Here is a 26,666-nt window from a genome sequence, read left to right as displayed (position 1 = left end):
GGTGCGGCCGGGGTGAGCGGACACAGCATGTTCACGCGGACGCCCGGTGGCGGGCCGCCCCGTGGGCACCCGTCCACGGTTGCCTGCCGGGAGGAAGCCCGACCGTGGTCATCGTTGCCTGCCTTCTCCTGCCCTTCGTGGGGCTGCTGTTGTACGGCATGGACCGTGTGGAGGACTGGCTGACGCGCTCCCCGGAGCCGCCCCGCCATGCCGGTGCGCGTCGTCTGCGGGTGATCCCGGGCGGCCGGCAGGGACCCGCCACCCGGTCCCGGACGGGCCGGCGCCCGTCCCGCGCCGCCTGAGCGGCACCGATGCCGCCGGGGGCGTAACGCGGCAGTACCCCCACCGCGTGTAAGAGATGACGTCCGACCACGAAAGGACACACGGTGGGGGAAGCACCCGCGGACTACCTGGAGTTCGCAGCCGCCCGCAGCGGCCCGCTGTTCCGGACCGCCTGCCTGCTCACGGGCGACTGGCACCTCGCCGAGGACCTGGTTCAGGAGACCCTCGCCAAGATGTACCGCTCCTGGCGGCGGATCAGCCGGGCTCAGGCCCCGGTGGCCTACGCCGACACCGTGCTCGTACGCAGCTTCCTCTCCCAGCGCCGCCGCCGCAGCTCCACGGAGCGCCCCAGCGACCGGCTGCCGGAAACGGCCGCCCCGGCGCGGGACGCGGAGCTGCGGCTGGCCCTGCTGGACGGCCTGGCCCGGATGACGGCCAAGGACCGCGCCGTGCTGGTGCTCCGTTACTGGGAGGACCGCTCGGTGGAGGAGACCGCACAGGTCCTGCAGCTCTCGCCGGGGGCCGTCCGGGCCCGGAGCATGCGCGCCCTGGAGCGGCTGCGCGCTCTGCTCGGCGATCAGCTGGCCGACCTGACCGCATGACGGGCACGGCCCGGCGGCGCTCCTCGCCCGGGCCGGCCGACGCCCCAGACGAACGCCGACGCTCCAGACGAACGGAGATCCACCATGTCACGCGACGAGGACCTTGAGCGACGGCTGGCCCGCGCCATGGCCGGCGCCGCCGAGGAGTTCCCGCCCCACTCCGCCGACCTGGTGCGGCGTTCCATCGCCCGGGGCCGGCGGATGCGGCTGGTCCGCGCCGCCCAGGTCGCCGCCGCCACGGCCGCATTCGCCGTGGTCGCCGCCGGCGGCACCCTGGTGGGCACGGCCGCCTTCGGCGGCGGGGGCGGCGCGCCCGGGCGGCCGACGGCCGGCGGGGCCGCGCACTCCACCGTGCGGTCGCCCTCGCGGGCACCGGCGTCCATCAGCGGGGAGGAGATGGTCCGTACGCTCAAGAGCCTGCTGCCACCCGGCGGCACCGTCTCCGCCGCCTCGGGCAGGGGCGCCGAGGGGGGCGGCCCGGCCGTCTGGCCGACCGCCGAGCTCACCTACTCCACCGCGAACGGCTCCTCCGGCATCGACATCTCCGTCGCGCGGCTGGACCCCGGCACCTCCGCCGACCAGGGGAGCCAGGGCGGTTGCCTCCCGGTGGAGGTCCGCCCCTACGACAAGTGCACCACCCGGAAGCTCCCGGGCGGCGCGGTGCTCACGACCACCGAGTCGTTCACCTACCCCAGCAGTGACACCGGGCAGAAGCGCTGGTACGTGGTGCTCACCACCACGGGCGGGGAGCAGTTGACCGTGCAGGAGTTCGGCGGCGGCACCGAGAAGGGCTCGGCCGACGGGGCCGACCCGCTGCTGTCGATCGCCGAGCTGACCTCCATCGTGCGCAGCCCGGCCTGGAACAAGGCGATCGCCGCACTGCCGGCCGCGGAGGGCGCCCCCTCGACCGGCAGCTCCGCCGCGGTGCGGCGGGTGCCCGGCGCCCGGATGACCCGGGTGCTGAGGTCACACCTGCCCCGGACCGGGACCACCTCCGACCTGAACGCGGGCGACGATCTGGTCCAGCTCGTCTACGACGACGGCCGCGGGAAGAACATGGTGGAGGTCGACGCGCAGTACGACATGACGGAGCCCCTGGCCCGGCACATGGGCTGCGCCGGTGTGTCCGGCGAGTGCGAGGCCACGACCCTGACCGACGGCACCGAGGTCAAGAAGGTCAAGGGCCGGTCGGAGAAGGGCGGTCCGGCCGCCGTGTGGCTGGTCGACACCCTGCGTCCGGACGGCCGCCGGGTGGCCGTGCGCGAGGTCAACTCCTACGCCGAGAGCGCCCCGGTGACGCGCCCGCAGCCGGCCCTGGGCATGGACGAGCTCCTGGCGATCGCCCTCGACGAGCGCTTCTTCACCGGCTGAGCGCTGCCGGCCCGCGGACCGGCAGCGGACGGACATCCCTAGTTGGTGTTCTCGGCGACCGTGCGCCACACCTCGGCCGCCAGGCCGGGCAGGTTCGCCGTCTGGACCCGGGCGGCGATGTCGCTGAGGTCGTGGAGGACGTCGCGGTCGCCCGAGCGCAGCCGAGGCACTGGGTTTCGTGGCCCGGCGCCGCCGCTCACGCGTGTACCGGGGGCAGCGCCGACGCCTCCCGCCCGGTCCGGACGGGAGGCGCCGGCTTGCGATCAGTATCCAGGAGTGCTGCCCTGGAACGGATATCACCGTCTGGCCGTACGGGACTTCCGTGTGACCGCGGGACGCCCCGTGTGTGCACCCGCCACCGGAGGTTCACGATGACGCCGGTCTGTTCTGCCCGCAGTCCACTGCGCCGGGCGACGGCGCTGTGCATGGCGAGCGCCTTGACGCTCTTCTTCGCGGTCGCCCTTACGCTCACCTCGGCGAAACACGCGTCCGCCCTGTGCGTCGCGAGCGGGTTCTCCGGCACGTGGCGTTCGTCCGACGACAGACTGAGCCGTATCGATGTGTGGCCGGGAGAGGACTGCCGCCTGTACGCCAAAGCCTGGTCCACCTGTCCGAACAACGCGACGCGGGACTGTAGTTGGGACTCGCGTTCGAAGGTACTGGAAGCCACCCCGACCAGGAATTTCCGGTTCGTCTCCTACAGCTGGAGCAACGCGAGCGAGGTTCTGCAGCTGAGGCTGAAGGACAGTGCGCACTTGTCGGTGTGGGACCACATCGACTTCACGTCCGGCCGGAAGGACAGCTTCACCGTGGCGATGGTCAAGAGCCGGTGACGAGTCAGCTCACGGTGAAGGTGTAGTCGTACGGGGCCAGTTGGACGCCGGAGCTGGTCGTCGCGTGGACCGTGAGGTCGTACCAGCCGTCCGCGGCCGGGGTCCAGTCGACGCTCGCGGTGTGCTCGGCGTCCGCGGGGACCGTGACCTCGGGGTCACCGTTGTTGAAGGTGTACGTGTAGCTCACGACATCCTTCACCTTGGGCGTGAACGTGAAGGTGCCCGGAACGCCGACGGCGCCTCCGGAACCGTTCTCGGGGTAGGCGTCCGAGACGACGGTGGGAGTGGTGTCGTAGCTGATGCCCCACCACGCGCCGTCGCTCACCCAGCCGTTGGCGCTGGTACTGGTCACTTGGATGTTCTCACCGTAGATGCCGTCCAGCGCCAGCTGCACGGTCGCCGTGCCGTCCGCCCCCGCCGCGACCTCGAAGGTCCGGTCGTCCTGACCGCCCGAGGTCCGCACGGTGTAGCTCACGACCGGGCTCTTCGTCTGGAGCCCGGGTTCGGGACGGAGCGCGAACTCGGTCGGCTCACCGAACTCGGGCCGCGGGACGGCCGGGGTGACGGTGGGCGCGGTGGATCTGACCAGGAAGGTGTAGCGCGCGGTCGCCGACCCGTTGTAGGCCCGGTCCAGGCTGCGCACCCACAGCGTCCTCGGTCCGGAGCCGGCCGGTGGGACCAGGCTGAGCGTGGCCGAACCACCGAGCGCGTCGGCACGCTTGAAGTACCGCGTGTCGGAGTACGGGTCGACGGGCTCCGGAACGCCGTGGTCGCCGATGCTCGTACCGATGACCGGCAGGTCCTGCTGCCAGGAGAACTCGAACCCCTCGACGTCGTCGGCACCGCCCGTGCCGAGCGTGAACTCGACCGGCTCGCCGCCGTCGTTCCACACGTCCGGCAGGTAGTTCGGCGAGGTGACGGTGGGCGCGTTCGCCGGGCGGGTGTTGTCGATCGTGACGTAGCAGGGGGCCGACCAGTCCGAGGCCGCGTCCCCGGCCACCGTCTGCGCCTGCCACGCGTAGGTCTGCCCGTCGGCGAGCGCACTGGCGGGCAGGGTGGCGGGGGCCTCGGAGCCGGGGGTCGCGCGGTCGCGGGTGACCGTCGTGATCCGCGCCGGGTCGGTGACCGGCCAGACCTGGTACCGGACGCCGACCAGGGACGTGCCCGTGGTGCCGGTGATCCCGGGGACACCCTCGACGATGAGGCCGTCGCCGGCCCAGCGGTACGCGGGCCGGTCCGCGTCGGTCGAGCAGTGCCGGTGGCCGTCGAACAGCTGAGTCGGCGTGGTGGGCGCCCCGGCGGCAGCGCTCGCGGGCGACGCGGCGGCGGCCAGTGCGAGACCGAGGATTCCCAGAGAAGCGAGGACCGCACGGGGTCTCGCGCCGAAGGACGTGGTCAAGTGATCCCTCCCCATCGGATGCCCGCACGCGATGCGCTGAATACGCACTGCCGTACGAGCGGCGAGGGGATCGTACTGAGGTGCGGCGGGCCGACGCATGAGGATTGCCGGGCCCGGAGGCACCTCCGACGGCGACCGACGCGGCACGGGACTCCGGACTCGGCGGCGACGGGGGTGCCGTGGGACGGGAACCTTGTATACGGGCCGGCGATTGCGGACGTAGACGCCCACCGGGTTCCCGTCCGCGCAGTCACGTGACATGAGACTCCGCAGGCCCTGGAGCATCCCTGTGTGTCGGGGGAGTCGTGCCGGCATGTCAACCGAGGCAGAGGCCCAGCAGGCACAGCTGGGTGGGTGTCGTCGCCGCCGGGGCGGGCGCGGTCCCGGTGGTGTCCGGTTCCGTGCCGCCGGTCGCCGGGGCGGGGGCCGGCGGGGTCGCCGTGTCGGTGCGGCCCGGGGCCGGTCGGGTGGTGCTCGCCGTACCGTCGGAGGACCCGGCTGTGGTGGTCCGCTGCCGCGGGGCCGAGGTGACGGCCGGGCGGGGAGAGGGGACGGTGTCCGGCCGGCTCACCTGCGGTGCGGTGCCGGGCGTGACCGGGACGGTCTGATGCCGAGGGGTGGCGCTGATCGGTGCGTGCCTCACCGGTGCGGTACTGGGCGCGCGATGCTCCGGTGCCTGCGGGGCCCGCGGGGCCGGCTGAGCGGGCTCCGTCCCCACCCGCTCCTTCGCGGCGCCCATGCTCCGGTCGTCCGGTGCGGTGGCCGCCTGCGCCTGGCTGGTGGTGTGCCGGTCCATGGTGGCGAGCGACAGGCCGCCGCCGACGAGTGCGAAGGCGGTGGCGACCATGGCCCGCCGCTGGTGTTTCTTCAGACGGGCGAGTTGGCGCCGGCGTGCCGCCCTGCCCGGCCGCGCGGGTGATATGCCCGCGGTGTCGGCGGTCGGCCCGGCGGCGGACCCGGTGTCCTGCTCCGGCCGGGGCTCGCCGTCCCAGGGGAATCCGTCGCCGAGGGCCCCGGGCGACGTGCCGGTGGACGCGCTCGCGGTGGTCGGCTGGGCCGGCCGGTCGGGGCCGAGGGGATCGGTGACTACCGGCGGCGCGATGTCCGGGGCGTACGCACCGCACCCGGGACACACGAGGGCGCCATTGAGATGCCGACGACACGTGGAGCAGTAGTCCATCTGCGGTCTTCCTGGGTCGACTGCGCCTTCGGCCCGCCCGGGCCACGGCCTGGTCACGCTCGTACAGGGAGTCGAGCGGCCAGCAACGCTAACGACCCCTTTGAAAGGCTGTGTGCAGCCTGTGTGGCGCTCCTGCGCAGATTCCGGGACCAGTGGCAGGCCGGAGAACGGGCCGGACCCGGTATGCGCTTGGCGCAGGAGCGCTCCCTGCGCGGGGCCCTCGACCCGCTGGAGGCGGCAGCCCTCGCTCGGGGCAGTGCCGGTCTTCCCCGTGACCGGTCTGTCCCCGCACCTGACGATCAGGCGTAACACCTTTCGGCATCCTTGCGCTCCTTGTAGTTGAACCCACGCCGTCAGGTGCAGGAGCAGGCAGGCTCATTCGCCGTGGTCTGCCCGCCTCGTGCGGACCGTGGGAGTGCGGGGACGTACGGTGTCGTGGTGATCGGGGTGGGTGTGCAGGGGTTGCTGGCCGACCGTTACCAGCTGCAGGACCGGCTGGGGAGCGGCGCGATGGGCGAGGTGTGGCGGGCCGACGACCGTCTCCTCGGACGGCCGGTGGCGGTCAAACTGCTGCGGACCGACGAGGCCGCCGACGCGGAGCGCTTCCGGCTGGAGGCCCGGACCGCGGGCCGGCTCAACCACCCCAACGTCGTCGGCGTGTACGACTTCGGCTCGCACCACGGCCGGCTCTACCTGGTCATGGAACTCGTCGACGGCTGGAGCCTGGCCCAGGAGCGCTCCCTGCGCGGCGCCCTCGACCCGCACGAGGCGGCAGCCCTCGCTGCCCATGTGGCCTCCGGTCTGGCCGCCGCGCACCGGCAGGGCGTGATCCACCGGGACGTCAAGCCCGCCAACGTGATGCTGAGCGCCGACCGTACGGCCAAGATCGCCGACTTCGGCATCGCACGCTTCGCCGACGAAGCGGCCGCCGGTCTGACGGCCACCGGCAAGATCGTCGGTACCGCCGACTACCTCGCCCCTGAACGGGCCCTCGGCCGCCCCGCGCACCCCGCGTCCGACGTCTACTCCCTCGGCTGCGTGCTCTACGAACTCCTCACCGGCAGGCCCCCGTTCCGCGGGGCGACCCCGTTGGCAGTGGTGCGGCAGCATGTCGACGCGGCGCCCCCGCCACCCGACCGGCTGCGCCCCGACGTCCCCCAGGAGCTGTCCGACTACGTACTGCTCCTGCTCGCCAAGGAACCGGCGCAGCGTCCCACGGCCGACGAGGCGGCCGACTGGCTGGCGTCGTACCGTCGGGTCCCCAGTGCCCCCGAACCGGGCAACCGTCGGGTCTCCCATGCGCCCGAACCGGGTGGTCGGCGGGTCCCCCGTACACCCGAACCGGGCAACCGTCGGGTCTCCCATGCGCCCGAACCGGGCGGCCGGGGCTCCCCCGTGCCCTCGAACCGGGCGACCGGCAGGACCCCCGTGCCCCCGAACCGGGTGGCACCGCTTCCGCGTCGGCGCCGGTCCTCGCTCCGGCCCCCGCCGTGCCCACCACTTCGGCACCCGCCCCGCGAACCCGCGTGTCCCGCACCGTGACGCACTCCCGTCCGCGGGTCCGCCGGAAACTGACGGCCAGGGCGGCGGTCGCCGGTGCCGGCCTCGCCCTCTTCGCCGCTGCGGCTGCCCTCGGCGCGTCGCTGAACTCCGGCGGGGGCGCCCCTTCATCCCCGCCCGCTTCCGCTCCCACCCCGGTCACCACCTCCGCACCGCCGGAAGGGACCGCCTCACCGGCCTCCGCGCCCGCCACGTCACCCACGCCGTGGCAGACACCGGAGCAAGACGATGACCAGGAAGGGAAGGGCAAGGACAAGCACGGCAAGGGAAAGGGCAGACACCACGGTTCCGACGACTGACCGTCCCCACGACTCGGGATCGGCCGGCACCCGCGGGTCGTCGGCGTGAGCCCTGACTCGGGGGACCGTAAGAAAACCGTGGCCCTGGCCTCGGCTGGCGCAAGCGGTCTCGCAAGGCAACGCTCGACCAGCCGACGGCGCCCTTTGGAGGTGAGGGGCGCGTTCCGGTGTGTCATGCGGCCAACTCGGAGGTCGACATCGACGTGGGGCGTCACCAACGTCAAGGCCGGCACGGTTACTTGTACTGCACACAGCCAAGATCACCGTGGCCGAGTCGTGCCGCCTCCTCGAAGGCCACGACCACACCTGCCGGGCGAGACGGGCACGTACGATGATCCGGTTCCATGCGACGGACGTACACGTTGACAGGATGGTGAGCACCTCGGATCTCCCGCGTCCATCCGTCCGCGCATCCCGTATCAAGGAAAGCAGCACATATGACCGATCAGCAGATGGTCCGCCCAGCGGCAATCAGCGGCTTCCCCGAGTGGCTCCCCGAGGTGCGGATCGTCGAGCAGCATTGGCTTGACGTGGTCCGAGCCGGATTCGAGAAGTACGGCTTCTGCTCCGTCGAGACGCCGTCGGTCGAGTCCCTCGACGTGCTGATGGCGAAGGGCGAGACCTCGCAGGAGGTCTATGCGCTCCGGCGACTCCAGGAGGACGCGGACGATTCCTCGGACTCCCGACTCGGCCTGCACTTCGATCTGACTGTTCCCTTCGCCCGCTATGTGGCACAGCACTTCAACGATCTGGTGTTCCCGTTCAAGCGGTACCAGATCCAACGGGTGTGGCGGGGCGAGCGTGCCCAGGAGGGGCGCTTCAGGGAGTTCACCCAGTGCGACATCGACGTCATCAACGTCGACCACGTGCCGCTGCACTTCGACGCGGAGCTGCCGCGGGTCATCCACGACGTGATGACCGGCCTCGACCTCCCCGAGTGGACCCTCAACATCAACAACCGGAAGGTCCTCCAGGGCTTCTACCAGGGACTCGGCATCGACGACCCGCTGGAGGTCATCCGCACGGTCGACAAGATGGACAAGATCGGTGCCAAGGGGGTCGGCGAGCTGCTCTCGGCCAAGGCCGGTCTGACGGGCCGGCAGGTCGACGCCTGCCTGGAACTCGCCTCCGTGCGCGCCACGCACGCTTCGGTGGTGGACGCCGTCCAGGCCACCGGGGTGCGCTCCGAACTCCTCGCCGAGGGGCTCGACGAGCTGGCCTTCGTCATGGACGCGCTGCGCGACCTTCCCGAGGGGAGCGTGGTGGCGGACCTGTCCATCGCCCGCGGCCTCGACTACTACACGGGGACCGTGTACGAGGGGAAGTTCAAGGACTGGCCGAACTACGGCAGCATCTGCTCCGGTGGCCGGTACGAGAACCTGGCGGGGTCCTTCATCCGCCGGAACCTGCCCGGCATCGGCATGTCGATCGGTCTCACCCGTATCTTCGCCAAGCTGCTCGCGGAGGGCCTGGTGACCACGGGCCCGTCGTGCCCGAGCGACGTGTTGGTGGTACTGCCGGGGGACGAACACCGAGCCGCCGCCGCCGAGGTGGCCGGCAGGCTCCGCGGTCGGGGCCTGAACGTCGAGCTGTACCACCAGGCGGACAAGGTGGCGAAGCAGATCCGGTACGCCTCCCGCAAGGGCATCCCGTTCGTCTGGTTCCCGCCGTTCTCCGAAGGCCGGGAACACGAGGTCAAGGACCTCGCCACGGGCGAGCAGAGGGCCGCCGACCCGGAGACGTGGCAGCGTTCCTGAGCCGTACGGCCCCGCCGCAGCACCTCCCCGCCGACGTCCGCGTCCGCCGGGCGGGACGCTCCCTCCCGCTGGCGTGTTCCGGACATGGCGAGTGGGGGAAGCCCGGGACGCTGGAAGTCGGCCGGGTGTGCGCCAAGGATGGGAGCCGGATGCCGGAGGCGTCCGTCGGCTCTCTCCGAGGTTGGTGTGCATGGTGCGGGAATTCACGAAGGTCGACATCGAGACCGAGTGGGGCGCGCGGCTGACCGTGCTGCGCGAGGACGCCAGCCACTACGGTGACGTGCTGACCTCGGGCGTGAGCTGGGAGCACGAGACCAGGCTGCTGCGCCGGCTCACCAGGGCGGGTGCGGCGGTGCTGGACGTCGGCGCCAACTACGGCTACACCGCCTCGCTCTTCGCCCACCACGCGGGCCGGGGCGGGCGGGTCGTCTCCGTCGAGCCGGAACCCGTGATGGCCGGGCTGCTCGAACGGAACATGGCCGCGAACGGTCACGACAACGTCGACGTCGTCAGGGCCGCGGCCGGGTCCGCGCCGGGCAGGCTGGAGCTGTGGCGCAGCGCGACGAACCTCGCCTGCCACGCCCTCAACCCCGGTCTGGTGCCCGCCCCGGTCGACTCCGTCACCGTGCCCGTCACCACGCTGGACGACGTGTGCGCGGACCGCCTCGCCGGACGGACACCGGATCTGCTCAAGGTCGATGTCGAAGGCTGGGAGCTGGAGGCCCTCAAGGGCGCCCGGCGCGTGCTGGAGACGGCCCGCCCCGACATCTGGCTGGAGTTCTGGCCGGACGGCCTGCGCGCGAACGGCCACCGCCCGGCGGAGCTGCTGGAGCTCCTCCGGGCCGCCGGTTACGAACTCACCGGTCACGATCTCGTGACCGGTGAGGAAGTGCCCGCCGCCGGGGAGGCCGCGATCGACTATTGCGACGCGGCAAGCGAGGCGCTGCGGGCGGAGGGCCGCACGGACCTGTACGGGATCGTCTACCTCCTCGCCAGCCACCCGGGCCGCCCGGGCCGTTAGACGGTTCAGCTGGCCAGGTCCCGTACCGGGGCGTCCGTGATGTCCAGGACGCCGGCCCGGGTGAGCTTCACGGCTGCCTGGAAGCGCGTCTGCACGCTCAGCCGGTCGAGCAGCTGGGAGATCTTGCGGCTCAAGGTACGGGTCGAGACGCCGAGTTGACGGGCGATCGCCTCGTCCTTCGTGCCCATCGCCATCATGTGGATGACCATCTTCTCGGACGGACTGAGCAGGTTGTTGACCTCCTGCCGCTCGGACGAGGCGGCCAGCGGCGCGGCGGCGGCCCAGTGGAACCGGAACACGGCGCGCAGTGCTCCGATCACCTGGTGGCTGCGGATGGCGAAGGCGCCCCGGGCGGTGTCCTGCGGGTCCATCGGAAGGATCGCGAGGTCGTCGTCGATGACGAGCATGCGCAATGGCACGGCGGGGGCGACGCGTACGTCCGCTCCGTACCGGCTGACCTCGGTGAGGTACTCGTGCAGATGCGGTACCGCGGCGAGATGGTGGGCGTAGATCGCCTGGAGGCGGACCCCCTGCCGGAGCGCGGCGACATCACGGTGGATCATCTCGTCCACGAGTTCCACGGGTGGTACGCCGCCCGGGTGCATGGCCTGTTCCTGCTCCCGGGCCTCCAGCGTGTGCTCCTCGATGAAGTCGTTGACCGCGGCGCCGCCCGGCAGCAGGTCGATGGTCGCCTCGGGCGTCGGTCCGGTGTGCAGGGGAAACTCCCTCAGCAGGGACAGGATCTGTTCCTGCCGGTGCGTCCGTTCCCGGATCCATCCCTCGGTGAGTTCCCGTTCGAGGGACATGAGGCGTGAGAGGGCGTTGCCGGGCCGGACCGCCTGGTAGCCGGACGGGTGCGCGGGGGCCGGCAGCAGCAGCCCCATCTCCTTCAGGTGCTCGATCGCCTGCTCCGCCTCCAGGGGCGAACAGGATATTTCCTCGGCCACGTCGTCGGGATCCCACGAACATCGGCTCCGGGCGGTGCGATACAGCACCTGGGCCAACGCGTCTGTGGAATTGGTGCCCGTTCCCACGAATCATCCCCCTTGAATACAGCCAGTATTCATGGCCGGCCCGTTGGATGCGGCCGGATCCCCGTTGGCCGGGGTTGTAGCGGCCCCGGCGGTCGCCCGTGACAGTACACCAACGGCCTCTGTTTCTTAAGACTTCATTTTCTGATTCAACTTTGTTGCCCGGTTTGTCGCAAGCCCCCTCGGGCCGTGCAGGTGAGGCTTGGCCCGTCTCGTATGGTGAGACGCAGCGCGGTCGTGTCCTGCTTGCGCCAAGGCGATAGGACGAAGCCTCGGAAGCTGGACCGGAACCCTTGGTCCGGGAAATGATTTCAACACCGGGCGGACGACGGTCTGGTGTCACCGGGAATCACGGCCGACGGGGGAAGGGGGAGGCAATGGAAATGCTTATAAGCGGCTGGTGGTAAGCGCTTCGAAAATCTGTGACGGAATTCTGGAATCTGATCGGGGGAAATCGGTGGCAGTCGGACTGGGCAGGCGGTACTGGATCCTCTGGTCCTCCTCGACGCTCGCGAACCTGGGCGACGGACTGCGTCTCGTGGCGCTTCCCCTGATCGCCTATTCGGTCAGTGACGACGCCGTCGACATCACCTTGATCGCGGTCTTCGCCGCCCTGCCCGGGCTGCTCGTCGGTCCGCTGGCCGGCGTCGTGGTCGACCGCCTCGACCGAAGACGGGTGATCGCGGTCGCCCACGCACTGCGCACCCTCCTCGTCCTGGCGTTCGCGCTGCTGGTACAGGCGGGAAGGACCGACCTCTCCTTCGTCTACGCGCTGGCCGTCCTGCTGCCGCTGTTCGAGGTGTTCGCCGACAGCGCCGCACAGCCACTCCTGTCCGAGCTGCTCCCGGAACGGCTGCTGGAGAAGGGCAATTCACGCCTCTTCGTCGCCCGCATGCTCGCCCAGGACGTCCTGGGCTCGCCGGCTGCCGGACTTCTCATCGGGGTGTCCGCCAGTCTCCCGTTCTTCGCCAACGGGGCCACGTTCGCGGGCGCCATGGTCCTCGTCCTCATGCTGCGGGCCCCGGCGCGACCGGTCGAGGGCCGGCCGGGCGTGGAACCGTCCACCCGGGCAGCGGGGCTCCGGTCCGCCGCCTCGGGGGTCGGCCGGGACATGCGCGAGGGGCTCGCCGCCGTCTGGCGCACCCCTCTGGTCCGTGCCATCGCACTGACCTCGGCGGTCCTCAACTTCGTCCTGCTCACCGGCTCCGCCCTCCTCGTCGTCTACGCCAAGCAGGACCTGCGGCTGACGGACCAGGAGTACGCCCTGCTGTTCACCGCGGCGGCGGTGGGCAGCGCCCTGGGCGGGTGGGCCGCGCCGTACATCGCCGGCCGACTCGGCACGGGGCCGACCATGGTGCTGTCCCTGGTCGCCGCCGGCCTGTCACGCGCCGGATTCGGCCTGGCCCGAGGGCTCTGGGTGGCACTCGGCTCCTTCTTCGCCATCGGCGCGGCCACCTTCGTCTACAACGTGGCGGTCGCCTCGTACCTGCAACGAGTCACCCCGAACGCGCTGATCGGACGGGTGTACGCGACGACCCAGGCGGCGAGCTACGGAGCCGCCGTGCTCGCCGCCCTCACCGCCGGCGGACTCGCCCAGGTCACCAGCCCCCGCACGATCATGCTGGCCGGCGGCATCGCCGCGATCGGCTGCGGCATCGCCTGCTGGTGGACGACGCCGCGGGACGACGGCGCGCGGGACGCGCGGGAGCAACGGACACCCGTCACCGCCGCGCCCGGTGCCGACCCCCGGTCCGAGAAGTGAACGACCGAACAGAGGAATTGTCCAGATGTCACACTCTCAAGACGTACTCGTCCTCTCGAAGAGGTCCGTCGGCGGGGTCCGCCACGTGGCGGAGCTGCTCAGGAACCTGGGCAAGCGGCCGGTCCTGGTCTCGGAGAACCCCGACGACATCAACCGTGAGGCGTGCGACGCGCATGTCGTCGTCGAATGGGACGACGCCACCGTGGACGAGGCCGTGAAGGCCTTCGAGGCCGCCGGTGTGGCCCCGGCGGGCGTGGTGAACCTGGTCGACCCGCTCGTCCGGTGGCAGGCCCGGCTCGCCCGGCACTACGGCCTGCCCGGCGGAGAACACGCACGCGAGGTGCTGGTCAGCAAGGCCGGGGTCCGGGCCGAGATGCGGCGCCTCGCACTGTCGTCCCTCTGGTTCGACAGTGGCCGGGCGGGCACGTTCGACGTCTCGGCGGTGCACTCGTACCCGGTCGTCGTGAAGCCCTGCGTCGACTCCGGTGCGTCGCGGCTGGTGCGCCGGGCCGAGAGCGACGAGCAACTGCGCCGGCACCTGCGGGACATCGCCGAGACGGCCGGCCCGGACTTCGAGATCATCGTCGAGGAGCACATCGACGGCGTCGAGATCTCGATCGACGGGCCCGTGATCGACGGCGAGTTCCGTGGCCTGTTCTGCGTCGACAAGAGCGCGCGCGACGAGGAGCGCAACCATGACACCGGGATGCTCCTCTCCCCGCTGCCCGCGGGTGCGGTGCGGGCGGGCGCCGACGCCATGATCGGCAGGATCAGCGCGCTGTGCACGGACCTCGGGCTCGCCAGGGGCTGGCTGCACGTCGAGGCCCGGGTGGCCGAGGACGGCTCCGTGGAGTTGATCGAGATCAACCCCCGGGTCGCCGGCGGTGTGCATCCCGCCGCCATCCGGCGCACCTGCGGCATCGACGCGGTCGAGCAGATGGTTCTCATGGCACTGGGTGACGAGGACGCCGATCACCTGCGGACCGTGACGCGCAACGACGAACTGGTCGGCCTCGTCCATGTCGAACCCCGTGCCGCCGGCGTGATCGTCGACGCCACCCCGCTGGAGCGGATGAAGCGGCTGCCCGGGGTGGTCGACGGCTATCTCTGGGAGGGGTTCCGCGTCAGCTCCCTCGAACACGAGAACTTCTTCGCGGCGTTCCTGATCAGCGGGGACAGTGAGCCCGCCCTGCACGAGGCGGCCGCCCGCGTCCTTTCGGAATTCTCCTTCCGCGTCGAATAGACCGTCACCGCCCCCTTTCCGGCCCCCACTTCTTTCCCAGCCTGGATGTGCCATGTCTTCGTCCACCGGACGCCCTCAGGTAATCATCTGCAAGTGGAGCGAGCAGCTGGTCCGCTCCATGCTCGACCTCACCCCGCACGTCTTCGTCGTTCTGGACGAGTTCGACACCACGTTCATGAATCCCGACCAGGAACTTCTGGCCAGGGCCGAGCGGGTGTACCGGATCAAGGACTTCGACTCCCTGGAGGAGATGTCGGCCGTCGCGACCGACCTCGTCCTGCGCGGTGCGGCCATCGACCACATCGTGAGCTTCACCGAGTTCAGCCAGTTCGGCGCGGGCTACCTCGGCGTTCTGCTCGGGCTGGCCGACGACCGCATGCGGCACGTCTCCTTCCGGGACAAGCGGCTGATGAAGGAGCGTGTCCGCCGAGCCGGCGTCCGGACCGCCGACTGGATCACGCTGGCCGATCCGTCGCGCGCCGACGACGTGGCCGCCGTACGCGATCGGCTCACCTTCCCGATCGTGGTCAAGCCGGTGGCCGGCTCGGGCACCATCGGCGCGCTCCGGGTCGACAAACCGGAGGAGCTGGAGCCGGTGCTGGCGGGGATCGTGCCCGACCCCCACCTGAAGTCCCACCAGCTGACCGCCGAGGAGTTCGTCCCGGGACGCGAGTACCACGTCGACGCGCTGTGGCACGACGGCCGGCCGCTGTACCTGCTCGTCAGCACCTACTACCGGCCCCGGCTGGCGCTGCTGGACCCCGAGGCCGTACCCGACCCCGACGGCACCCCGGAGGACGGCAGCTACCTCATCACCGAGGACGACGCACCCGAGTTGTACCGGCGCGTGACGGAGCTGCACCTGGAGGTCAACTCGGCACTGGGCATCACCCACGGAGCCACCCATCTTGAGGTCTTCGAACGGCCCGACGGCGAACTGGTCTTCTCCGAGATCGCCTCCCGCATGGCGGGCGGCTGGATCGGCGCCGTGATCAGCGAGTACCTCGGCTACGAGATCCACACCGCCATAGCCCGCGCCACGGTGACCGGACGGATCCCCGAGCCCCGGCCCAGCAAGCCCTACCTCGGCGCACTCCATCTGCGTCCCGCGCAGGCGGGGCGGATCACGGCCATCCCGACCGTGGAGGAGATGCGTGCGGTCGACGGCGTCCTGCGGGCGCAGCGACTGCGCGGCGTCGGGGACAGCGTCGAGCGGACGAATCCGTCCGAGTGGTGCGCCTTCGTGGTCCTGGGTGCCGACAGCCGCGAGGAGTACGAGGCGCTCGCGCGCCGCGTCGCCGGCGAACTGAGGACCGAGGTCGGCCCGGGCGCCTGACACCTCACGACAACCCCCACACGAACCCATCGCAAGAACCCATCGCAAGAACCCGTCACAAGAACCCGTCACAGGAAAAGGGACGAACCGCGAATGTTCACCATCGGTGAGATCGAGAAGATGGACTACAACCAGCTCATCGGCGTGGTCCGGGAGACCAACCGCCCGCCGGGCGGTATCCGCAGCATCGCGCAGATCGCGCAGCACGGCTTCCTCACCAAGGACTCGCACGTGCTGGAGATCGGCACGAGCACCGGCATCACCGCGGTGGAGCTGGCCAAGCTCGTCGGCTGCCGGATCACGGCGATCGACATCAACGAGGAGAGCCTGGTCGAGGCCCGCCGCCGGGCCGAGGAGGCCGGCGTCGCCCACCTCATCACCTTCGAGCGCAAGGACGCCACCGACACCGGTTATCCGTCCGCGCACTTCGACATGGTCTTCTGCGGGAACGTCACGTCGCTGATCCCGGACCGGGACAAGGCCCTCGCCGAGTACACCCGGGTCCTCAAGCCCGGAGGGTTCATCGGCGCGATCCCGATGTACTACATCGACGTGCCGTCCGACCAGCTCGTGGCCGACGTGTCCGCCGCCATCCAGGTCGACATCACGCCCCTCTACCGCGACTTCTGGATCGACTTCTTCGTCGGTGCCGAACGGCACGAGTACTGGCTCCAGGACTACCGCTTCGACGCGGTCACGACCGACGCGGTCGACCGGTTCGTGGACGACATCCTGCGCCGCCCGCACCTGGCCGAACTGGCCGATGACGCCCGTGACGTGCTGGGCAAGCGGTACCGCGAGCAGATGCAGCTGTTCCGGGTCAACCTCAGCCACATGGGTTTCACCACGCTGCTGGTGCGCAAGGAGCCGGCGGATGTCGAGCCCGAGCTGTTCACCTCGACCGCGCTGTAAGGACCGCTCATGACCACGTGGCCGTCCCCCCTGACCGAGGACGCGACCATCGCGGTGTGGGCCCCCAGTTCGCCGGCGCCCGTCGCCTTCCCCGGGCGGTTCGCCCGGGGGGTGCGGGCGCTGGAGGGCGAGGGGTTCACGGTGCGCCCGCTGCCCTCCTGCGCCGCCGCGGAGGGGGTGTCGACGCGGGACCCCGCCACGCTGGCCGCGGAACTGCACCGGGCGCTCGACGACCCCGCCTGCGACGGCATCGTCGCAGCGGTCGGCGGCTGGACGCTGATCAATGTGCTCCCGCACATCGACTGGCAGCTGGTGGGCGCCGCCCGCAAGCCGCTGATCGGCTACAGCGACCTCACCTCCCTGCTGAACACCACCGCCCGGAGGGCGGGCCTGGTGGCGTTCCACGGGCCCATGGTGATCTCCGAATGGGGCGAGGCGGGCGGCGCCTGGGAGTACACCCGGGCGGAGTTCCGCGCCGTCGCCGGAACGAACGGCCCCTGGGACCGCCGTACGCTCACCGGACCCGACACCTGGTCGGACGAGATGCTCTGGTGGGACAAGGAGGACGACCGGCCCCGCGCGCCCCGCGCGGGCGGCGAACGGGTCCGGACCGTCCGCGCGGGCGCGGCGGAGGCCGAGGGCGTCCTTTGGGGCGGCTCACTGGCCGTGCTGTCGCTCACGCTCGGCACCCCGTACGCCGACCCGCCGGAGGACAGCCTGGTCTTCCTGGAGGCCGAAGGCGTCGCACCGGACGAATTCGCCGCCAGGCTCGGCCAGTTGCGGCAAGCCGGGGTCTTCGACCGGGCGGTCGGCGTGCTCGTGGGCCGGATCGGCAGACCGCAGAGGTGCCTGAGCGGATTCACCGACTACGACCAGGTGCTGCGGGACATCGTGCCCGCCCGCCTGCCGATCGCGGCCGGCTACGCGTTCGGCCACTCGACCCCCATGGCGACGGTACCGGTCGGCGCCAGGGCGCGCCTGCTCTGCACGAAGGAGGAGGCACCGCGCCTCACGCTGCTCGGCCCGGCCGGCTGATGGGCCGGTACAGCCCTCGCGGCAAGGGCTGGGCCCGCCTCTCGGCGGAACAGCCGTACCCGGGACGGGCCGGTCGCGCCGTCCCGCAGACAAGATTGGATCAATCGATGAGCATCACGACATCTGGGCGCGAGGAAACCGCGGCCAGGCAGCTCGACATCTCCATGCCGGGGTTCCCCGAGTCCCTGCCCGCGGATGTGATGTTCGAGCAGGACGTCATCCGTACGATCGGCCGGGGCTTCGAGGCCCGCGGCTTCCGCCCGCTCGACTCGGCCTGCATCCAGCGGCAGGAAGTCCTGGTGGCCGGCGGGGCCCAGTACCTGGACGGCGGCATTCCCGAGTTCGCCTTCACCGTGCAGGAGCCCCCCGAGTCGTACACCGGGGCCAACCTCGCGCTGCGTTACGACCTGACGGTGCCCGTCTCCCGGTTCATCGCCGAGCACTCCGCGAAGCTGTCGTTCCCGCTGCACTGCTACCAGATCAACAAGGTGTGGCGGGCGGAGCAGATGCCCACCGCCACGCACTGGCGCGAGTTCTACCAGTGCGACGTGGACGTCATCGGGCAGGGCGAACTCAGCCTGCTCTACGACGCGGAGATCGCCAACGCGCTCGTCGGCGCCTTCCAGAACATCGGCGTCGACGGCTTCACCGTGCACATCTCCAACCGCAAGGTGCTCGCCGCGCTGCTGGACAGCCACGGCGTACGGGTGCACCGGGCCAGGGCGATCGTGCAGATCCTCGACAAGGGCAACCGGCAGCCGGTGGAGCAGACGGTCCAGCAGCTGGCGGCGTCGGGCATACCCGAGCATGTCGCGGCGGACCTCGGCCGGCTGGTCGGCTCGCCGACCCTGTCCGACGCCCGTGACCTCCTCAAGCTGCGCGGTGCCGACCTCGTGGGCGTGGACGAGCTGGACACCGTGATCCGGGCGGCCCACGACCTGGGCATGCCCGAGGACCACCTGGTCCTGGACTTCTCCATCACCCGGGGACACGACTACTACACCGGAACGGTGTTCGAGACGTTCGCCACCGGACGCGAGCACTGGGGAGCGATCGGCGCCGGCGGCCGCTACGAGGACCTGCTCAAGCACGTCAACGGCAGGAGCTACCCCGGCGTGGGGATGTCCGTCGGCCTGGCGCGGCTGATGGGGCTGCTGCGCGAGGACGGCGTGCGCAAGCAGCGCGGCCTGCGCCAGGACGCCGTCACGGTCGTCCGGCACGAGGGCGGGGACGACCGGACCGTGCTGGAGACCGTGCGCCGGCTGCGGGACGCGGGCCTGTCGGTCCAGGCCGTCTTCGACCCGGTGGACGAGGCCAAGGCGCAGAGCATCGCCGAGGAGGCGGAAGTGGCGCGACTGGTCTCGGTCCTGGCCACCGGCGAGGCCTCCGTCACGGACATGGCCTCCGGCGCGGAGCGGCGAGTGGCTCGCGACGGGATCGTGGCGGCCGTCGCCGCGGCGAACGGTTCCTGATCCGCTCGAACGTCGGCGGACGGCCCGGCCGGGGGCGGTACGACACCCCCGGCCCGGCCACCACCCGGAGGCAGTCATGACCATCCAGCGCCCCGCGCGGGCCGTTCTGACGGCAGCGGCCGGCTACCTGGCCGTCCAGTTCTGGCACACCTTCCGGAACCGGAACACCTGGCCGTTCTGCGCGTACAACATGTTCGACTACGACCTGCCGGACCGATGGCACCAGATGCGGGTCGTGCTCCACGACGCGGACGGGGGCACGGTCGGCCCGACCGACCCCTGGTGCCTGCTCCCGGTGGAGTTCTTCCGGGTCATCTCGATCCTGAACAAGGTCTTCTTCGTCTCGGAGGACCGGGAGCTGCGCACCCGGTTCTGCGAGCGGACGCTCAAGCTGATCAACGAAACCCCCTGGGACGACTTCGACGAGGTGCGCGCCTCCCCGCGGTCTCCGACGGGGGCCCCCTTCCAGGCCATCGACTTCCATCTGGTGGAGGTCGACGACACCTGCGACGCCCACGACCGCGCCTCGGTGCGGTCGGCGCAGCTGCTCCACCGCCACGATCCGCGCGGAATCGCCGCGGACGACACCATCCACTGGCTCGTACAAGACAGGTAGGAGAACCCACCATGGGCCGTTCGGAGCCCGCCGGTCGCGAACCGGCCACCCGGCTCGCCGGCCACTGGCTCACCGCCGTGGCAACGGCCGGACTGCACCAGGAGGGGGCAGCGGACCGGCTGCTTCTCTGCCGCCTGACCACGGGGGCAGCCGTGCTGCGCACGGTGTGGCACCTCCCGCCGGGCAGGTTTCTCGCCGACTACCGGCCCCTGGTGGAGGAGGCCGCCGGGAAGCGAGGGCGCAGCCGCACCCTCCACCCTGTGACCTATGAGGCACTGCGGTACGTCGCGGCCGCGTCGACCGGAGCCTGGATGCTCGGCGCCCGGCATCCGGCCGTCAAGCTCACGGCGAACGCGTCCTTCGCCCTGCTGCAGCGCCAGGTGGTCGATCTCGACGACAGCCTGTACAGCTACAACAGCCATCTCAACGTGTTCCTGGGCCTGCTGTCCCTCGTCGACGACACCGCCGAACACGGCGGTACGGACACGGATCAGGAGTATGCCGCGTCCCTGCTCCTGGCCATGCAGGCGTACTACGCCGCCATGTACCTGCAGTCCGGCCTGTCCAAACTCACCACGGTGGGCTGGAAGTGGACGCGGGGACGGACGCTGCGGGGAGCGTGGGCGGAACTGGGAACGCCGGCGGGCAAGCGGCTGTCGGCGTCGAGTCCGGCGCTGGCGCGGGCCGCGTCCACCGGCGCGCTGCTCTACGAACTCGCCTTCGCGCCCGCCCTGGTCGCGATGTGGAAGCACAAGGCACTGCTGGGTCTGTCCTCGGCGGCCTTCCACGGGACCGTCAAGGCGACGATGAACATCTCGTTCTGGCATCTGTCCTGGTTCTCCATGCCGCTCTTCACGGCGCCCGCCAGGTGCTCCCACGGATACCGGCGGCTCCTGGCGGCAGGCGCGCGCGGCACGCGGACGCGGCGCGCGCTCACGGCCGCCGGGGCGCTCGCGGGTGCGGCGCCCCTGGTGACGTCCTGGCTGAAAGGGAGGAACCGGAGTGTTTGACCCGGCCGTACTGCTGTCGCCGGAGACGGCCGTCGACCCGTATCCCGCCTTCGCACGGATGCGGGCGGCGGAACCCGTCCACTGGAACCCACCGACCAACTCCTGGTACGTCACCACGTACGACCTGGTGTCCCGCCTGCTGACCGAGCCGACCCTGTCGGCCGTACCGGGCGACTACACGGGAAGGCAGGACGCCGCCGACCTGCCCGAGGTCGAGCAGGCGGTCGCGTTCTTCAACTCCTGGATGGTCTTCAGCGATCCGCCCCACCAGACCCGCCTGCGCGAGGTGGTGGCGCCCGCCTTCCCACGTCGTACCGCCGAGGCGTGGGCGGGCCTGGCGCGCGAGACGGCGCACGAACTGCTGGGGGATCTGGGGGATCTGGGGGAGATGCACCGGGGCGAGGTGGATCTCTTCGACGCCTTCGCCGCTCCCCTGGCCGCGCGGCTCACGTGCGCCGTGCTCGGCGTGCCGGCCGGCGACGTGGACCGGGTCAGGGAGTGGTCGGCCCGGCTCATAGGCTTCCTGAGCACACCGACGGCGGACCCCGCACGGGCCCGTGTCGCGCTGGCGGCCATCGGTGAACTGCGCGGGTATCTCCAGGACACCGTCTGCCCGCGCTTGCTGACCACCGGGGACGACCGCCTGATCCCCTTGCGCGGCCTCGCGATGCTGGGCCCGGACGAGGCGCTGGCCCTCTTCTCCCAGCTGCTCACGGGCGGCATCGACCCGGTGGCGAGCGCCCTGGCCACGGCGGCCGATGCGCTGCTCCGCCGCGACCCGCGGGAATGGGCGGTGGCCGCTGCCGGCACCGCGGCTCTGGAAGCCGTGGTGGAGGAGGCCCTGCGCTACGACGCCCCGTTCCACTTCGTGCCGCGCACCACCACGGCCTCCCTCCAGATCGGCGGACACCGGGTGCCGGCCGGTCAGCGCGTGGTCCTCGTCATCGCTTCCGCCAACCGGGACGAAGCCGTCCACGACCGTCCGGACACGTTCGACCCCGGCCGGACGGGCCCACGCCATCTGGCGTTCGGCCTCGGCAAGCACTACTGCCTGGGCGCCGTGCTCTCGCGGGTCGTCCTGCGGGAGAGCCTGGGCGCGCTGCTGACCTGGCTCGGCACCACCGGGCCGCGTGCCGTGCGGAGCGTGCGGTCGCCGGCGTTCGGCGCGACCACCTGGCAGAGGGTGGCGATCTCCGTTTGAGCGGCGAAAGCCGGCCTCCCGGAAAGCGAACCATGCCGATACCCACCGCTGTCGTCGGTGACGGGCTCGGTGCCTGGAGGGCGCGGGACACTCTGGGGCGCTGCGAAGCCTTCGGCACACACGCCGAACGCGATCTCCGGGACGCACCGGGATCAGGGCCCGAGGCCGCACGGAGATGGGCCGAACTTCTCGACAGCCCGGAGATCGAGCTGCTGGTCCTCGCGGTCCCGCCCGAGGACCGAGTCGCCCTCAGCAGGGCGGCCCGTGCGGCCGGCAAGGCAGTGCTGCTGGAAGAGGGACCGCCGCTGTCGCTCGCCGAGCTCGACCAGCTCGCCGAGGACGACGTCGCCGCGGAAGCCCCCATGGGCATGGTGCTTCCGCTGCGCGGACTGCTGGCCCTCGACCATGCGCTCACCCGGATTCCCTGGACCACGTTGGCCTGCGGCGGACTGCTCGTCTCCGCCTTCGCGCCGGACCTGGGACCGCCGCCCGGCCGGGGCCGGGCGCTGCGGCCGGTCACGGACCGGGTGCGGCCGGCGTCGCGGGCCGCGCTCGACGCCGTCAGCCCCTACCTCGACCTTGTCTGCCAGCTCTTCGGAGAGCCGGTCACAGCTCGCCTCGACGGTCTGGAGACCGGGGTGGCCGCGGGCTCGGTCGTGTTCGCCTTCGGGGCCCGGCTGTCGCTGGTGGTCACCGTCCGCTCGGTGATCAGCGACATGCAGTTGAGACTCACGGACACCGAGCGGTCCGTGGTCCTTAACGGCCGCGAGCTGTGGGTGGAGGACGCGAGTGGGGTCGTGCGGCATCCCGTTCCGCCGCCCGGTGAACTACGCATGGCGTCCTACCTGGACATGGCCCGCGCACTGAGGTCGGGAGCGGCCACCTGCCGCCACTCACCGCAGTCCACACGGCTCCTGGCGGACTGTCTGGCACTGCTGCGGACATGAGCTCGCCGCTGCCCTTCCGGCCGTTCCCGGCATGTGAGAAGGGGACCGGGGGTGGCGGCGACACGTCATGGCGACCGCCCGCACTCCTGAAACCTGGACCGTCCCACGCTCCGGGAAAAGTATGGGACGTGGCGGATTTCGACGGTAAGAGCACGTCTTCACGTATGAATCGACGGAGGAGAACCAATGCCCATTGCGTCCGGGGAAACCATCAAGGCCCCCCGCTCGTGGACCCGCCCGGAGAACCATTACCTGGCCGTGCTGGAAGATCCCTGGTACCGCAACCTGGCTGTGCTCCAGGACATCGTCACGCACAGCACGACGGAATTCTGGACCGCCAAGGGCGCCCGCAACCTGCACCTCCCGGTCACCACCGGTTCCATCTCCAGCCCGATGGGCCGCGGCAGCGACAGCTCTCCGGTGGAGGTGGAGCTGGAGGGCGTGCGCACCTACTTGGCGGACTCGATGCAGTTCATGCTGGAATTCGGCTGCCGCGTCGCGCCACAGGGGGCGTACTACCTCATGCCGTCGTTCCGCGGCGAGCAGGCGGACCAGACGCATCTGTGCCAGTTCTTCCACAGCGAAGCGGAGATCCCGGGCGGTCTCGACGAGGTCATGGCGGTCGTCGAGGAGTATCTGCGGCACCTTGCCGCCTCCTTCCTCACCCACGGCCGCCAGATCGTCACCGAGATGGCCGGCACCGTGGAGCACCTGGAGATCCTGGCGGGCAGCAGCGCACTGCCCAGGGTTCCCTTCGAAGAGGCGATCGACCTGCTCGCGGGCGAACCCGACACGGTCAACGTGCTGGAGCCGCAGTGCCGCAGCCTGACCCGCAAGGGGGAGCGGCTGCTCATGGACAAGTTCGGCGGATACGTCTGGCTGACTCATCCCGACCACCTCAGCGTCCCCTTCTACCAGGGGTTCGCGCCGGACGACCCGGCCAAGGCGTTGAGCGCGGACCTGCTCTTCGGTATCGGCGAGACGGTGGGCGCCGGCGAGCGGCACACCGACGTCGCCGACCTGCGGCGCGCACTCGCGCTGCACGAGGTCCCCGAAGACGCGTACCGGTGGTACGTGGACATGAACGCCCGGCACCCGCTGCGTACGTCGGGATTCGGACTCGGTGTCGAACGGTTCCTGCTGTGGGTCACTCAGCACGACGACATCCGCGACCTCGCCCTGCTGCTCCGCTTCAACGGAACGGACATCCTGCCGTGACCGGGTCACCTCAGCAGACGGACACATGCGACTCGTCGGCGGACTGCGATCTCTGTCCGCCACCCGGATTCAGTGACGTGACAGCCGGCGGACCGCCTCTCATGGAATGCGTCCGCCGCTGGACGCGAAGCGAGGACGACGCATCAGCAGCCGGACATCCCTGACCCGGAACACCTGTTGCCGGCCTTCCGACCCCGGCCTGCCTCCCGCCATGCCGAGCCAAGCGGGAGGCAGCGGGCACGTGTCGGCGCTGAGCACCCGCCCGCACCACCCCGTTGGCTGGCTGCTTCCCGAACGAGGTGATCACGCAGGGCCGTCACGGTGAGCCTGCTCATGCTCTGGCGCTGCTGACCAGTTAGAGAGCCCAGGACCTGCAACAGACTCTTGCTCGGCCTTTGCCAACACGCGGACGTGAGGGGGCGACGGCTGACCAAGTCGAATACCCGGGTAGCCAGCGAGCGGGGACGCCAAGTCATGGGTGGCAGCGGCGAGGTACTCGACATCGAGATCGCGGACCTCAAAGCGACAGCACCCCGCTTCGAGCAGGGGAGCGTTGCGCTCGCGCGGGCCCTCACCAAGCTGAAGCGCGGTCTGGCTGCTGCCGGTTCGCCATGGGGTGACGACGAGCAGGGCGCGAAATTCCATGAGGCGTACGGCCCGCACGTCAAGCAGATCGAGCAGTCCACCCATCGACCCGATCGCCGCCCGCACCGACCCCGACGGCAGCCGCCACGAGTCCGTCCACGACACCGAGCTGCGTCTCACCTCGGTGATCAACTCCCAGGGGCTGCAGTGGGGTTACCGCTACGACGCGGCGGGCCGCCTGGTCGAGGAGGCCGACTTCGACGGACGTACCACCCGCTACGAGGTCGACCCGCTCGGCAACGTCTCCTCGCGGACCGCGCCGCTGGGGGCGACCATCCGCTACGAGCGGGACGTGATGGGCAGGGTGGTCGCCAAGGACGCGGCGGGCGCCGTCACCTCCTACACCTACGACCCGGCCGGACGTCTCTTGCAGGCCGTCGGCCCCGACGGAGAACTCACCTACCAGTACCACCGCTGCGGGCGGGTCAAGACCGAGCTGTCCGACGGCCGTCCCCTCACGTTCGCGTACGACGCGGCAGGCCGCCGCACTCGGCGGGTCACCCCGGTGGGCAGGTGACCGAGTACGCGTACGACGCCGCCGGACGCGCCGTCCGGCTGACGGCCGGCGGACACGAGATCGCCCACACCCGCGACGTGACCGGACACGAACTGTCCCGGCACTTCGGCGAGACGCTCACCCTCACCTCCAGCTGGGACGAGGCGGGAAGGATCACCCGGCAGGAGTTCGCATTCGGTGACCGGACCGTCAGCCGCCGCAGTTACACCTACGACGGCAACGGCCACTTGGCCGGCGTGGACGACACCCTGCGCGGCCCACGCCGCTTCGCGCTCGACACGGTCGGCCGGGTCACCGCCGCTGTTGACCGGTGTTGTCCGTCCTCAAGGGCACGCTATGGGCACGGACGCCGTGATGGGCAGGTCGACGCCGTCAGGAGAGGCGCCTTCCACGCCCAGGGTCTCTGGCCCTGCTGGTGGACGGGCAGTGTCATCGCGTGTGCACACGCCGGCAGTGTGCCCATTCGCCTCTGTGCCGACATCGACAATGACAGGTGAGGCACCTTCCCCTCACCTGTCATCGAAGGGCCGACGGGACCGGCTTACGGCGTGCCGGTCTTGTTGAACCCCTTGTCCAGGTAGGGGGACTGGTCGACGACGAAGCCGTCGTCGGCGACCAGGCGGGCGATGCCCCCCTGGTCACGCCAGACCTCGTTGGAGGAGCTGAAGGAGAAGCCGCCGTACTGCGGGTGGTTCTCGTTGGTGTAGACGCGGTAGCGCTGGCCGGGCTGGATGACCGTCCCCGGGGGGAAGGGGAACGAGTGGCCGGTGGGCTTGGCCTCGACCTTCCAGCCGGTCAGGTCCTGGGGCGCACCGCCCTGGTTGAAGATCTCGACGTATTCGTCGGCCTGGCCCGCGCTCGTGCCCTGGTAACGCAGGTCGGAGATGATCACGTCGGGCTCGTCGAGCGTGAACATGCAGACCACCTCGGCGAAGTTGATGCCGCCCTCGGGGCTGCGGAACTGCCGGACGATCTGGCCGTTGCGCTTGAACCCGCTCAGTACCGCCCGGTACTGCTTGCCGGCGACCGTGACGGGCTGTGGGTGGATGAAGGTCTGCAGGTCGACCAGGTCGTCGTCCGCGGGACTGGTGCCGGTGCTGTTCGGTGTCTCGTTGTGGTGGAAGCTGAAGTTGAGGTCGGTCGTGCTGCCGTCCTCGAACATGACGTTGATGGTCAGCTGGACGTCGAACTGGCTGGGGCTGACGGTCGTGGGCTTGTTGCGGTGGATGAAGGTGCCGACGACGAACTCGGTGCCGTCGAGCTGGACGTCCGCGGCATCGCCGCGGAACTGGTACCCGCTCTGGCTGCCGGCGCTGCCCCATTGGATGTAGTCGGTGCCCACGCCGTTGACCGGTGAGATGGCGGGGTTGGTGGACGAGAATACGCCGGAGGTGACGACGGTGGTCATGATGTCTGG

General features: G+C 70.8%; 25 protein-coding genes. 20 read left to right on the top strand and 5 right to left on the bottom strand.

What is annotated here, in order from left to right; genetic code table 11:
- Positions 1 to 104: 104 nt before the first annotated feature.
- The 3 genes from ACH4LD_RS20585 to ACH4LD_RS20575 all read left to right on the top strand — a co-directional run bounded on the left by ACH4LD_RS20585 (position 105) and on the right by ACH4LD_RS20575 (position 2,255).
- Entirely contained in the window at positions 105 to 302 is a 198-nt protein-coding gene (locus tag ACH4LD_RS20585; protein ID WP_132784720.1) for a hypothetical protein, read from the top strand.
- An 84-nt stretch (positions 303 to 386) separates the two neighbouring features.
- Positions 387 to 884, top strand: a complete 498-nt coding sequence (locus tag ACH4LD_RS20580) for a SigE family RNA polymerase sigma factor (RefSeq protein WP_132784719.1) — start codon at positions 387 to 389, stop codon at positions 882 to 884.
- Positions 885 to 968: 84 nt separating this feature from the next.
- On the top strand, positions 969 to 2,255 hold the full coding sequence (locus tag ACH4LD_RS20575; RefSeq protein ID WP_398054751.1) for a hypothetical protein: 1,287 nt from the start codon (positions 969 to 971) through the stop codon (positions 2,253 to 2,255).
- A gap of 38 nt (positions 2,256 to 2,293) precedes the next feature.
- Here ACH4LD_RS20575 and ACH4LD_RS20570 read toward each other — a convergent pair whose 3' ends face one another.
- Positions 2,294 to 2,425 (bottom strand): hypothetical protein, encoded by a 132-nt coding sequence (locus tag ACH4LD_RS20570; RefSeq protein WP_398054750.1) that lies wholly within the window; start codon positions 2,423 to 2,425, stop codon positions 2,294 to 2,296.
- Between the two features lie 255 nt (positions 2,426 to 2,680).
- On the opposite strand from ACH4LD_RS20570, the gene ACH4LD_RS20565 reads away from it, so the two are divergent.
- Complete coding sequence (locus tag ACH4LD_RS20565; RefSeq protein ID WP_398054749.1) at positions 2,681 to 3,088, top strand: hypothetical protein; 408 nt, start codon at positions 2,681 to 2,683, stop codon at positions 3,086 to 3,088.
- Positions 3,089 to 3,092: 4 nt separating this feature from the next.
- On the opposite strand, the gene ACH4LD_RS20560 is transcribed toward ACH4LD_RS20565, so the two are convergent.
- Both ACH4LD_RS20560 and ACH4LD_RS20555 read right to left on the bottom strand, forming a co-directional pair.
- A complete protein-coding gene (locus tag ACH4LD_RS20560) occupies positions 3,093 to 4,487 on the bottom strand; it encodes a hypothetical protein (protein WP_398054748.1) in 1,395 nt (464 codons plus the stop codon).
- A 316-nt stretch (positions 4,488 to 4,803) separates the two neighbouring features.
- Complete coding sequence (locus ACH4LD_RS20555; RefSeq protein WP_398054747.1) at positions 4,804 to 5,667, bottom strand: hypothetical protein; 864 nt, start codon at positions 5,665 to 5,667, stop codon at positions 4,804 to 4,806.
- A gap of 438 nt (positions 5,668 to 6,105) precedes the next feature.
- Between ACH4LD_RS20555 and ACH4LD_RS20550 the strand changes: the two genes are divergently transcribed.
- The 3 genes from ACH4LD_RS20550 (at position 6,106) to ACH4LD_RS20540 (ending at position 10,304) form a co-directional block, all read left to right on the top strand.
- On the top strand, positions 6,106 to 7,209 hold the full coding sequence (locus tag ACH4LD_RS20550; protein WP_398054746.1) for a serine/threonine-protein kinase: 1,104 nt from the start codon (positions 6,106 to 6,108) through the stop codon (positions 7,207 to 7,209).
- 754 nt (positions 7,210 to 7,963) lie between these two features.
- Complete coding sequence (gene hisS, locus ACH4LD_RS20545) at positions 7,964 to 9,283, top strand: histidine--tRNA ligase (RefSeq protein WP_132784713.1); 1,320 nt, start codon at positions 7,964 to 7,966, stop codon at positions 9,281 to 9,283.
- A gap of 190 nt (positions 9,284 to 9,473) precedes the next feature.
- Positions 9,474 to 10,304, top strand: a complete 831-nt coding sequence (locus ACH4LD_RS20540) for an FkbM family methyltransferase (protein ID WP_398054745.1) — start codon at positions 9,474 to 9,476, stop codon at positions 10,302 to 10,304.
- A gap of 5 nt (positions 10,305 to 10,309) precedes the next feature.
- Here the strand turns inward: ACH4LD_RS20540 and ACH4LD_RS20535 are convergent, their stop codons facing one another.
- Positions 10,310 to 11,251 (bottom strand): LuxR C-terminal-related transcriptional regulator, encoded by a 942-nt coding sequence (locus ACH4LD_RS20535; protein ID WP_398054744.1) that lies wholly within the window; start codon positions 11,249 to 11,251, stop codon positions 10,310 to 10,312.
- 541 nt (positions 11,252 to 11,792) lie between these two features.
- Between ACH4LD_RS20535 and ACH4LD_RS20530 the strand changes: the two genes are divergently transcribed.
- The 13 genes from ACH4LD_RS20530 (at position 11,793) to ACH4LD_RS20470 (ending at position 25,746) form a co-directional block, all read left to right on the top strand.
- Complete coding sequence (locus ACH4LD_RS20530; protein WP_398054743.1) at positions 11,793 to 13,097, top strand: MFS transporter; 1,305 nt, start codon at positions 11,793 to 11,795, stop codon at positions 13,095 to 13,097.
- 25 nt (positions 13,098 to 13,122) lie between these two features.
- Positions 13,123 to 14,340, top strand: a complete 1,218-nt coding sequence (locus ACH4LD_RS20525) for an acetyl-CoA carboxylase biotin carboxylase subunit family protein (RefSeq protein WP_398054742.1) — start codon at positions 13,123 to 13,125, stop codon at positions 14,338 to 14,340.
- 52 nt (positions 14,341 to 14,392) lie between these two features.
- Positions 14,393 to 15,676: an ATP-grasp domain-containing protein gene (locus ACH4LD_RS20520; RefSeq protein WP_398054741.1), complete on the top strand. Its 1,284-nt coding sequence runs from the start codon at positions 14,393 to 14,395 to the stop codon at positions 15,674 to 15,676.
- A gap of 93 nt (positions 15,677 to 15,769) precedes the next feature.
- Entirely contained in the window at positions 15,770 to 16,588 is an 819-nt protein-coding gene (locus ACH4LD_RS20515; RefSeq protein ID WP_398054740.1) for a class I SAM-dependent methyltransferase, read from the top strand.
- Between the two features lie 9 nt (positions 16,589 to 16,597).
- Positions 16,598 to 17,623, top strand: coding sequence for an LD-carboxypeptidase (locus ACH4LD_RS20510; protein ID WP_398054739.1), 1,026 nt, complete (start codon positions 16,598 to 16,600; stop codon positions 17,621 to 17,623).
- 107 nt (positions 17,624 to 17,730) lie between these two features.
- The gene (locus tag ACH4LD_RS20505; RefSeq protein WP_398054738.1) at positions 17,731 to 19,095 is read left to right on the top strand and encodes an ATP phosphoribosyltransferase regulatory subunit; all 1,365 of its coding nucleotides are present in this window, start codon (positions 17,731 to 17,733) and stop codon (positions 19,093 to 19,095) included.
- A gap of 76 nt (positions 19,096 to 19,171) precedes the next feature.
- Entirely contained in the window at positions 19,172 to 19,711 is a 540-nt protein-coding gene (locus ACH4LD_RS20500) for a hypothetical protein (RefSeq protein WP_398054737.1), read from the top strand.
- An 11-nt stretch (positions 19,712 to 19,722) separates the two neighbouring features.
- Positions 19,723 to 20,721, top strand: coding sequence for a hypothetical protein (locus ACH4LD_RS20495; protein ID WP_398054736.1), 999 nt, complete (start codon positions 19,723 to 19,725; stop codon positions 20,719 to 20,721).
- The gene (locus ACH4LD_RS20490) at positions 20,714 to 21,922 is read left to right on the top strand and encodes a cytochrome P450 (protein ID WP_398054735.1); all 1,209 of its coding nucleotides are present in this window, start codon (positions 20,714 to 20,716) and stop codon (positions 21,920 to 21,922) included. Before ACH4LD_RS20495 ends, ACH4LD_RS20490 begins: the two co-directional genes overlap by 8 nt.
- Positions 21,923 to 21,954: 32 nt before the next feature.
- Entirely contained in the window at positions 21,955 to 22,869 is a 915-nt protein-coding gene (locus ACH4LD_RS20485) for a hypothetical protein (RefSeq protein ID WP_398054734.1), read from the top strand.
- A gap of 186 nt (positions 22,870 to 23,055) precedes the next feature.
- On the top strand, positions 23,056 to 24,087 hold the full coding sequence (locus tag ACH4LD_RS20480) for an amino acid--tRNA ligase-related protein (protein ID WP_398054733.1): 1,032 nt from the start codon (positions 23,056 to 23,058) through the stop codon (positions 24,085 to 24,087).
- 643 nt (positions 24,088 to 24,730) lie between these two features.
- Entirely contained in the window at positions 24,731 to 25,249 is a 519-nt protein-coding gene (locus ACH4LD_RS20475) for a hypothetical protein (RefSeq protein ID WP_398054732.1), read from the top strand.
- Positions 25,246 to 25,746, top strand: coding sequence for a hypothetical protein (locus ACH4LD_RS20470; protein WP_398054731.1), 501 nt, complete (start codon positions 25,246 to 25,248; stop codon positions 25,744 to 25,746). Before ACH4LD_RS20475 ends, ACH4LD_RS20470 begins: the two co-directional genes overlap by 4 nt.
- A gap of 44 nt (positions 25,747 to 25,790) precedes the next feature.
- Here the strand turns inward: ACH4LD_RS20470 and ACH4LD_RS20465 are convergent, their stop codons facing one another.
- Positions 25,791 to 26,657 (bottom strand): choice-of-anchor K domain-containing protein, encoded by an 867-nt coding sequence (locus ACH4LD_RS20465; protein WP_398054730.1) that lies wholly within the window; start codon positions 26,655 to 26,657, stop codon positions 25,791 to 25,793.
- Positions 26,658 to 26,666: the final 9 nt, after the last annotated feature.

It is taken from the genome of Streptomyces sp. NPDC017676 (assembly GCF_044329325.1).
GTDB lineage: Bacteria > Actinomycetota > Actinomycetes > Streptomycetales > Streptomycetaceae > Streptomyces.
This window is presented reverse-complemented; position numbering and strand designations above follow the sequence as displayed.

Coding starts and splice junctions, on each gene's coding strand:
- ACH4LD_RS20575 (WP_398054751.1), top strand. CDS start 969: ATGTCACGCGACGAGGACCTTGAGCGACGGCTGGCCCGCGCCATGGCC.
- ACH4LD_RS20565 (WP_398054749.1), top strand. CDS start 2,681: ATGGCGAGCGCCTTGACGCTCTTCTTCGCGGTCGCCCTTACGCTCACC.
- ACH4LD_RS20555 (WP_398054747.1), bottom strand. CDS start 5,667: ATGGACTACTGCTCCACGTGTCGTCGGCATCTCAATGGCGCCCTCGTG.
- hisS (WP_132784713.1), top strand. CDS start 7,964: ATGACCGATCAGCAGATGGTCCGCCCAGCGGCAATCAGCGGCTTCCCC.
- ACH4LD_RS20540 (WP_398054745.1), top strand. CDS start 9,474: ATGGTGCGGGAATTCACGAAGGTCGACATCGAGACCGAGTGGGGCGCG.
- ACH4LD_RS20525 (WP_398054742.1), top strand. CDS start 13,123: ATGTCACACTCTCAAGACGTACTCGTCCTCTCGAAGAGGTCCGTCGGC.
- ACH4LD_RS20520 (WP_398054741.1), top strand. CDS start 14,393: ATGTCTTCGTCCACCGGACGCCCTCAGGTAATCATCTGCAAGTGGAGC.
- ACH4LD_RS20515 (WP_398054740.1), top strand. CDS start 15,770: ATGTTCACCATCGGTGAGATCGAGAAGATGGACTACAACCAGCTCATC.
- ACH4LD_RS20510 (WP_398054739.1), top strand. CDS start 16,598: ATGACCACGTGGCCGTCCCCCCTGACCGAGGACGCGACCATCGCGGTG.
- ACH4LD_RS20505 (WP_398054738.1), top strand. CDS start 17,731: ATGAGCATCACGACATCTGGGCGCGAGGAAACCGCGGCCAGGCAGCTC.
- ACH4LD_RS20500 (WP_398054737.1), top strand. CDS start 19,172: ATGACCATCCAGCGCCCCGCGCGGGCCGTTCTGACGGCAGCGGCCGGC.
- ACH4LD_RS20495 (WP_398054736.1), top strand. CDS start 19,723: ATGGGCCGTTCGGAGCCCGCCGGTCGCGAACCGGCCACCCGGCTCGCC.
- ACH4LD_RS20485 (WP_398054734.1), top strand. CDS start 21,955: ATGCCGATACCCACCGCTGTCGTCGGTGACGGGCTCGGTGCCTGGAGG.
- ACH4LD_RS20480 (WP_398054733.1), top strand. CDS start 23,056: ATGCCCATTGCGTCCGGGGAAACCATCAAGGCCCCCCGCTCGTGGACC.
- ACH4LD_RS20475 (WP_398054732.1), top strand. CDS start 24,731: ATGAGGCGTACGGCCCGCACGTCAAGCAGATCGAGCAGTCCACCCATC.
- ACH4LD_RS20465 (WP_398054730.1), bottom strand. CDS start 26,657: ATGACCACCGTCGTCACCTCCGGCGTATTCTCGTCCACCAACCCCGCC.